The organism is Neobacillus drentensis (assembly GCF_036962765.1).
GTDB classification, from domain to species: Bacteria; Bacillota; Bacilli; order Bacillales; family Cytobacillaceae; genus Neobacillus; species Neobacillus drentensis_C.
Genome location: NZ_JBALOS010000398.1, coordinates 1 through 1,464, shown reverse-complemented (window position 1 = coordinate 1,464; position 1,464 = coordinate 1). Strand labels below are relative to the sequence as shown.

2 protein-coding genes are annotated in these 1,464 nt (G+C 34.6%); both read left to right on the top strand.

From position 1 onward, the window contains the following. Window positions 1-458 (top strand): hypothetical protein (locus V7137_RS30025; protein WP_335701454.1); only part of this gene is annotated, 458 nt, incomplete at its 5' end. Window positions 459-601: 143 nt separating this feature from the next. Further along, complete coding sequence (gene map / locus V7137_RS30020) at window positions 602-1,342, top strand: type I methionyl aminopeptidase (RefSeq protein WP_335701453.1); 741 nt, start codon at window positions 602-604, stop codon at window positions 1,340-1,342. Window positions 1,343-1,464 lie beyond the last annotated feature (122 nt).

The following is a 1,464-nucleotide window of genomic DNA, read 5'->3' as shown; positions in this document are numbered from 1 at the left end:
AGATTATTCAATTTGATAAAATCTTTGATAAAAGCGTCAAAAATTTTATTACCAATATACGTGGCAGTAAAACGTATATTATTCGTGAAAATAAAGAAGATCGTGTGATTGGCTTTAACTATTCTAAAAGTGAAACCAATAATATCGGGCAGATGGTTTACACAGATTATGTAACCCGTTATATAGAAGAAAAATTTATCGAAAAAAATATTAAGATTTTTAAGAAGATTTTACGTATCCCCAAGCAAGACCTGTATAAAGATTTACATCAATTAGGGATTGATTTTGAAAAAGCACTCCTGTTTCATGAATATGTATTCTTGCGTGAAGCGTTAGGTCAGGATTACCAAGAAGCACTTGAAAACCTCTTTCCACATTTAATCAATTCCACCTACAAAGAAATTTTTGAAAAGTTTCAAAACGAGGTTAATTTTATTAAGAAGGTAAAATTATTATAATTCAGAAACAGAGTGGCCATAAGCACTCTGTTTTTTTGTCTTTTTCTCCATTTCAATTTGTTATGCTTGGATTTTACCTAAGGATAAATGTACAATCTAATAGGTGTACGTTATTTAGATAATAATTATAGGTGGGAAAAAGAATGATTGCAAAAACAGAAGAAGATTTTAATGGACTGAAAGAAATTGGCAGGATCGTTGCTGCGATTCGTGATGAATTAGTGCAAAGAGCGGTACCAGGGATTACCACAAAAGAACTTGATCATATAGCGGCAGAGTTATTTGAGAAGGAAGGAGCCATTTCAGCTCCAAAAGGTGAATACGATTTTCCCGGGTATACGTGTATTAGTGTGAACGAAGAAGTAGCTCATGGAATCCCGAGTGATCGAGTAATTAAAGAAGGGGACCTTGTTAATATTGATGTTTCTGGTTCCAAAAATGGTTATTTTGCTGATACAGGCATCTCGATTGTTGTCGGAGAAGGTGAAGAAATTTTAACCAAAATTTGCGATGTGGCTAAGGAAGCCTTTGAAGCTGGCCTGAAAAAAGCCAAACCTGGCTCCAAAATAAATGGTATGGGTAAAGTCGTACATCAAACGGCAAGAAATCATGGACTAACAGTGATTAAAAATCTGACAGGTCACGGAATTGGACGAACCATCCATGAACAACCTGAATATATTTATAATTATAATGAAACTTCTGACTATGGATTGTTAAAGGAAGGGATGGTTATTGCCTTTGAACCATTCATTTCAACCCATGACGAAGAAGTCTTCCAACTTGATGATGGCTGGACCTTTGTTACTGAAAGAAGTTTTGTGGCTCAATACGAACATACGATGATTATCACGAAAGACGGACCGGTCATCTTAACACGCTAATCCTAAGAGGATATAGAGCTAACTTTATTTGCTCTATATTCTTTTTTTTTAATAAAAAGGCTAAACCTCCTGTCAAACTGTTACGTTGACTGTACGGTTTAATGTATGATATAGTAATAGTA